Annotated in this window: 6 protein-coding genes and 1 pseudogene; 2 read left to right on the plus strand and 5 right to left on the minus strand. The window is 70.4% G+C overall.

Annotation, left to right across the window (positions count from 1 at the left end):
- Nucleotides 1-186: 186 nt before the first annotated feature.
- Nucleotides 187-1167: an NAD(P)H-binding protein gene (locus ACWD0Y_RS35815; RefSeq protein ID WP_450264439.1), complete on the minus strand. Its 981-nt coding sequence runs from the start codon at nt 1165-1167 to the stop codon at nt 187-189.
- A 239-nt stretch (nt 1168-1406) separates the two neighbouring features.
- On the opposite strand from ACWD0Y_RS35815, the gene ACWD0Y_RS35820 reads away from it, so the two are divergent.
- On the plus strand, nt 1407-2093 hold the full coding sequence (locus ACWD0Y_RS35820; protein ID WP_450264440.1) for a maleylpyruvate isomerase N-terminal domain-containing protein: 687 nt from the start codon (nt 1407-1409) through the stop codon (nt 2091-2093).
- Between the two features lie 491 nt (nt 2094-2584).
- On the opposite strand, the gene ACWD0Y_RS35825 is transcribed toward ACWD0Y_RS35820, so the two are convergent.
- The 4 genes from ACWD0Y_RS35825 to ACWD0Y_RS35840 all read right to left on the minus strand — a co-directional run bounded on the left by ACWD0Y_RS35825 (nt 2585) and on the right by ACWD0Y_RS35840 (nt 5874).
- Nucleotides 2585-2716, minus strand: a complete 132-nt coding sequence (locus ACWD0Y_RS35825; RefSeq protein ID WP_450264441.1) for a hypothetical protein — start codon at nt 2714-2716, stop codon at nt 2585-2587.
- A 310-nt stretch (nt 2717-3026) separates the two neighbouring features.
- Nucleotides 3027-4202, minus strand: a complete 1176-nt coding sequence (locus tag ACWD0Y_RS35830) for a GNAT family N-acetyltransferase (RefSeq protein WP_450264442.1) — start codon at nt 4200-4202, stop codon at nt 3027-3029.
- Nucleotides 4199-5479: an ATP-grasp domain-containing protein gene (locus ACWD0Y_RS35835; protein ID WP_450264443.1), complete on the minus strand. Its 1281-nt coding sequence runs from the start codon at nt 5477-5479 to the stop codon at nt 4199-4201. The genes ACWD0Y_RS35830 and ACWD0Y_RS35835 overlap by 4 nt, the downstream gene beginning before the upstream one ends.
- Nucleotides 5476-5874, minus strand: a complete 399-nt coding sequence (locus tag ACWD0Y_RS35840) for a hypothetical protein (protein ID WP_450264444.1) — start codon at nt 5872-5874, stop codon at nt 5476-5478. Before ACWD0Y_RS35840 ends, ACWD0Y_RS35835 begins: the two co-directional genes overlap by 4 nt.
- A 177-nt stretch (nt 5875-6051) precedes the next feature.
- Between ACWD0Y_RS35840 and ACWD0Y_RS35845 the strand changes: the two are divergent.
- A pseudogene (locus tag ACWD0Y_RS35845) lies at nt 6052-6154 on the plus strand (sugar ABC transporter substrate-binding protein); the annotation flags it as partial.

A 6154-nucleotide genomic window follows, 5' to 3' on the forward strand; every position in this document is an offset into this window, starting at 1 on the left:
GCGGCAGAAGCGTGAAAGCCACACCCGACACCCCTGGGCGGGTCAACCATACGAAGGGCTCACCACGTCCCGCAGAACAACGTAGGGAAGCGTGACGCCTCCGCGAACGCTTCCCCTCCACGCAACATCAGGCAGCAGACTCACCCTCACGGTCTTCGTCGTGTGCACCTTGGCCGGAGCACAGGATCAGACGAAGGCCGCCCCCACGTGCGGCGAACTCCCCGGTGAGCCACTCAGTATGAGGCACTGTTCGAGACCGGAAGAAGAACAAGCCAAGGCGGTTCTTCCTCCTCGGCCAGTGCTGCAGGCGGGTCGGTCGGACCCAGGTCTTGAGGGTGGTGGCCAGCGGCTCGGCCGGGCGGCCGATGAGCCGGGACAGGTCACCGGGGGTGGGGGCATGGCGCCGTCGCGCATGCTGGTGTTGAGCGTGACCAGGAAGCCGGCGGTGGCCTCGTCGAGGCCGAAGGCGAGGAGCTGCTCGCGCTCCTGCTCGGAGGTGAGCGGCTGGTAGCGCACCTCGGTGCCCAGGACCTCGGCGGCGGTGGCGGCGAACTCCTCGAAGGACCAGGCCACGTCACCGGAGAGTTCGTACGCCTTGCCCTCGTGGCCGGGCGTGGACAGGACGACGGCGGCGGCCTTGGCGAAGTCCTTGCGCGGGGTGGGGGCGATGCGGCCGGTGCCGATGCTGTTGGCGATGACGCCGCGCTCGCGGGCGGTGGCGAAGTCCTGGAGGTGGTTCTCGGTGTACCAGCCGTTGCGCAGGAAGGTCGCCGGGATGCCGGAGGCGGTGATGAGTTCCTCGGTGGCCTTGTGGTCGGCGGCCAGCTCCAGGATCGTCGTCGGCGCCTGGAGGCCCGAGGTGTAGACGAGGTGCGGTACACCGGCCTGGCGGGCGGCGTCGATGGCGTGGACGTGCTGGGGCACACGGTCGCCCGGTCCGAAGGAGACCAGGAGCAGCTTGTCGACACCGGTCAGCGTCTTGGCGGTGGCGTCGACGTCGTCCAGGTCGAGGGTGGCCGTGCGCAGGCTGCGCACGGTGAGTTCGGCGAGGCGGTCGGCGTTGCGGCCGAGCGCGAGGATGTCGCCGGCGGGGGCGTCGCGGTCGAGGAGGGCTTCGATGGTGAGGGCGCCGAGCTTGCCGGTGGCGCCGATGATCGCGATGGTCACGGGGGTTCTCTCTCGTGCGGGGGCCAGTTGCTGAGGGCGGGCGCGCGGCCGACGTAGGTGGTGTCGCCGACCTGGGCCGCGGTGAAGGCGGCGATGTCGGCGCGGCCTCGGTCCACCGCCTGCGGGGCCGAATCAGCCGAGCGAGGTCAGGCAAAACAGAGCCATCTATGCTCAACGGTGAGCTGTTACCGGACCGCCGGAAGCCCTCGTGATTCGACCAGGTACAGGGAAGGGAGAACATGCAGGCAGGAGAGACGGAGCATGAGGCGCTCAGTGCCCTGAAGGACGCATACGAGGCCTTTGCGGGCGTGGTGACCTCACTCAGTGAGGAGGAGTCCTGGCTACCAAGTGGATGCGCGGGGTGGACCGTGCGGGATCTCGTCTTCCACTGCGTGGGCGATGCACAGAGAGGGCTGGTGGCTCTGCATACACCCGCTGATGGACCTGCGGACCGCAATGCCGTCACCTACTGGGCAAACTGGCAGTCAGGCACGGCAGAGGCGGCGAACGAGCAGCGGTATGCCCGGGTGGCCGCCAGCATGTTCCTGGAGTTCGAGCAGTTGCGAAAGCTGCATCTGGCAACCGCAGCAGCAGTCATCACTGCGGCTGAGCGCAGCAATCCCCAGCAGTTCGTCAAGACGCAGGGGCATGTACTCACCGCCGGCGATCTGATGGCGACCCTCTGCGTTGAGGCCACGATTCATCACCTTGACCTTGTTGCTCAGCTTCCGGCAGCTGCGCCTCGGCCGGGTGCCGCCGGGCTGGCGTGTGTACGGGGCACCCTCGACGGCATGCTCAGCCGTCCGGTGCCCGTGCCCTGGAGCGATGAACACTACGCACTGGCCGCCACCGGCCGGTTGCGGCTGACCGCCGCGGAGAAACACCTGCTTGGCCCCGACGCTGATCGGTTCCCGCTTTTCGGGTGACCGCTGTGGCGCGGGAAGACGACAACAAGGTCGCGCACTCGCACTGTGTGCCAGGTGATCTGCCTCGTCGCTGACCATCAGCCTGCTTCGCACGAGCTGAACACCCAGGTTCCAGCACGTCGTCGGTGAGACCCATGGTGCTCTGGCACAGCTCAGCAGGTCTCCCGGCAGGGGATCTCGGGGAGACGGGTATCCCACTCTTCCGTCCCGAGCCCGCCCCCGGTCCGCTTGCACACCCGTCACGCGGCCCGTTGCGGGTCGAGCACGCTGATTTCCCGGTGCACGCCGCTCGGGGCTGCGATCCGCAGGGTGTCGCCGTCGTCGGTGACCCCGAGACCGAGAACCCGGCCTTCGCCGAGCGGGTCTGTCCATGCCGGTGGTGCGGGCCCCAAGTCGGCGCACCCGGGCGCGGGACCCGGGTCAGCAGGTGACGACCTTGCCGTATGAGCCGCGGCCCCGGTTCCCCTCCCATTGCTGTCCCGGCTGATACGTCAGACAGCGGGAGCCGGGGCCCGGTCGATGACCGCCTTCCGGTGCATCGCCTCGCTGCACGTATGGGTGACCTTCCCGTACTTCTGGTGCGTGGTGACGTCCCTCTTGACGCAGGACGGCGCGGTGCCCATGACCTGGACCTGTGCCGACGACGAATAGCGGCTGCGGTGTTCGGCGTCTCCATCGGCGCACGCGCGCGGCCTTGGCGCTGCCCGCCACGTGTTCAGTGCTCTCCCGCGAGCGGAGGTGAGCCGACCGCGCCGACGGGTCGGCGCAGGCGGGAGATCGTGGCGGTCAGCGCGTCATGGTCGTGCGAGACGGCCTGGTGGGGGTCGAAGAAGGCGACGGCGAGGGCACGCAGGGCCTGGCTGTGGGGGGCCTCGCCGGACTTTGGGGCGGTCCGGCTCCGAGGCCGGACCGCCTGGGCGACGGCCTCGGGTTTCAGCTCTGGCCGGGGCCGCCGAGCCGGACCAGGCTGGCCAGGCGCGCGAGATGCTCCGCCTGTTCGGGGCGGCGGGCTTTGAGGTAGGCGTACTGGCGCCGGGGGGCGCAGCCGCGGGAGAGTTTCACGCGGTCAGAGCCCGTGGAGTAGTGCAGGTGGGAGATCCCCTCGGCGAGCGCGATGCGCAGGAGTTCGTAGTAGACCAGCCCGAAGTAGACCGGGAGCTTCCCTTTGCGCTCGTAGTCGAAGCCCGCCTGGCGGGCATACATCTCGCCGCCGTGCGTGAACGTGAGGACGAAACCGATCAGTACCCCGTCGAGGTGGGCGGTGGTCACCCGGGCCGCGTCTCCGGCGTTCGCCGCGATGCTGTCGAACACGGCCCGGAAGGCTGCCGGGTTCGCCGTGGTGCCGTGCTTGGCGTAGAGGGCCATCTCCAGCGGGGCGACCTGTTCGATCAGCTTCTCGGTCAGCGGCCGGGTGCGGTAGGAGACCCCGGCCTCGGTCAGGGCCCGAAGCTCCCGCTTGATCTTCACGCGGCGCGGCTGTTCGAACCGTGCCAGATAACTGTCGAAGGAGCCGTCCTCCGGAACGGCCAGCGAGTACGCGGTCTGCCCGGGCACCGACACGTACCGCGCTTCCTCCAGAACGCCGCGCAGCAGCTCGTCGTCCTCGTCGACGTAGAGGAACGACACCGATTCCATCCCCGTTGCCCACGCCTGTCGTTCCGCCGCCTCGACAACCGCCTCCAGCGCTTCGCGCTGCCGCCGCGGGCCGAGCGCGGGAGTCACGCCCGCCTTGGTGTGGGACGGGTTGCGGCCGCCGCAGGCCAGGGCCGGCATCAGTCCCGCCGACCAAGGGGCGTCACCCCCGGTGGCCTGCCGGTGCAGGGTGTCGACCACCCTGCCGGGGCTGCAGAAGACGTAGGGCGTGTCCTGCTCCAGCGGGTAGGCCGGCAGGGCACAGACCCAGTCGGCTCCGTCGGCAGCCGTGAAGTAGTACGGCGCAGTGGCGGCGGTCGCCTGCGCGTGCCTGAGCCACGGGCTCGCGGAGTAGAAGCCGCGCTCTCCGAACAGCGCGTCCCAGCGCTCCGTACCGAGGTGGCCGAGGTGAGAGAGGTCCCGGTGCGCGGTCACCTCCAGCGCCACCGGTCCGCCGGCCCCGTGCGTCGCGCTCACCGCTGCTCCGTGTCGGCGGCGGTTTCGATCCGCGGGGTGAGCTGGCCCAGGGCCGCTTCGGCCCGGCGCACCGCGTCACCGGTGGTGTCGCCGGCGGCGACGACGTACCCCAACAGATCCAGGTTGCTCTCGGCCGACCGGACCGGATCACCCGGGTGGGCCTCCAGGTCCACCTCGACGACGCCGGGAACCCGGCGGGCCAGGTCGGCTCCGTCGATGCCGGACAGGGTGCCGGACTGCCGGGCCGCCAGATAGCGGGAGGCGGCAGCGCGGTCCCGGGTGGGCGTGAGGTCGGCCGGCCGGCCCGCGTGCAGCTTGACCACCTCGCGCTGCAGGTACACCCCGGTCGCCTCGCGGATCAACTGGGTGATCTCCGCGCCCGGCATCCGGCCGTTGACCTCGACGATCCGGGGCCCGTCCGCGGTCATCTTCACCTCGACGTGGGCGGCGCCGAAGTCGTGCCCCACCGCTTCCAGGGCCCGCCGGGCCAGCTCGGTGCACTCGTCGCGGACCGGTGCCGACAGCATCGACGGGAATGTGTCGCCCATCTCCACGAAGTACGGGTGGGGGCCGAGCGCCTTGTCCGTGACGCCCAGAAACCGCCGCTCACCGTCCACCAGTACCGACTCGACGCTCACTTCGAAGCCCAGCAGGTATTCCTCGACGAGCGCGCCGGGGCGGCGGGGCTGGCCCCGGAAGTCAGTGGAGGAGGAGCTGATGTCCCGGTAGGCCGCAAGGACTTCGCCGGGGGTACGGCACAGGGTGACGCCGATGCTCGCGGACTCGGTCATCGGCTTGACCACACAGGGGTAGCCGAAGCGGTCCGCCGCGGCGAGTGCCTCGTCCTCGCTCGTTGCCTGGTGGAAGCCGGGAACCGCGACTCCGGCCTCCTGACAGGCCTGCCGCATCAGCAGCTTGTCGCGGCAGTTCCGCGCGGCCCCGGGGGACAGCCCCGGCAGACCGAAGCGGGCGGCGACCTCCGCGACGACGGGGATGTTGTAGTCGGTCACGGTCATCACACCGCTGAGCCGGCCCGCCGCGTGGAAGGGTTCCAGCGCGGCGGCCACCGCGTCGGCGGAGTTGGTGTCCGTCCGGATGATCTCGTCGATGTGCTTGGCATAGACCTCCTCGGCGAGGCTGACGACCCGGTAGCGGTCGGGGTCGTTGCTCATCAGCACGGTGTGGAAGCCGAGCTCGTGGGCCGCCCGCAGGGGGGTCAGGCCGAAATTCGACAACTGGCTCTCGACGACGGCCAGTACGCCGGGTGAAGTGCTCATGGGTGCGACTCTCCGATGTCGGGGGTGGGATGCGGTGTGTGCGGTGCGTTCTGCTTTGCCGGGGCGAGGGCCGCCGTGATCGGTCCCCGGGCCGACAGGGACACCAGGAGCGCCAGAGCGGTGAACGCGGCCGGCAGGGACAGTGCGGCGGCCGGGCCGAGGCTGTCGGCGACCAGACCGGCCACCGCCGAGCCGGCCGCCGCACCGACCGCGATGAAGCTGCCGACCCCGGCGAATGCCTGGGTCATCTTCTGCTGGGCCGTCATCTCTCCGATGAGCTGGAATTCCTCGGCCCCGGCGGGGGCGATCGGCAGGCCGGTGAGCACCAGCAGAGCGCCCAGCGAAACCAGCGTCCATGAAGCGGGCAGGCCGGCCCGGTGCGCCAGATGAACCACCGGCAGGACGGCCAGCGCGACAGCCAGTACGACCAGCAGCCGGACGTACCGCCGGAAGGTGCTCCCCTTGGGACTGCGGGCGCCGTACAGCAGCCCGCCGGCTACGCTGCCCGCGGACTGCAGCGCCACCAGGGTCCCGGCCAGTTCCGCCGCCGAGCCCTGGTCGCGCAGCGCGGCGGTGACCGCAGCCACATCGGCCAGGAGGAGTCCGTCGCCGGTGAGGCCGTCGGCGAGGAGCTCAACGAGCGCGGCAGGAAGAAGGCGCTCTGTGTCATCCACG

The organism is Streptomyces altiplanensis (genome assembly GCF_053591575.1).

What these genes read in the sequence shown, in the direction of transcription:
- ACWD0Y_RS35820 (WP_450264440.1), top strand. Translation starts at nt 1,407, where the DNA reads ATGCAGGCAGGAGAGACGGAGCATGAGGCGCTCAGTGCCCTGAAGGAC.
- ACWD0Y_RS35825 (WP_450264441.1), bottom strand. Translation starts at nt 2,716, where the DNA reads ATGGGCACCGCGCCGTCCTGCGTCAAGAGGGACGTCACCACGCACCAG.
- ACWD0Y_RS35835 (WP_450264443.1), bottom strand. Translation starts at nt 5,479, where the DNA reads ATGAGCACTTCACCCGGCGTACTGGCCGTCGTCGAGAGCCAGTTGTCG.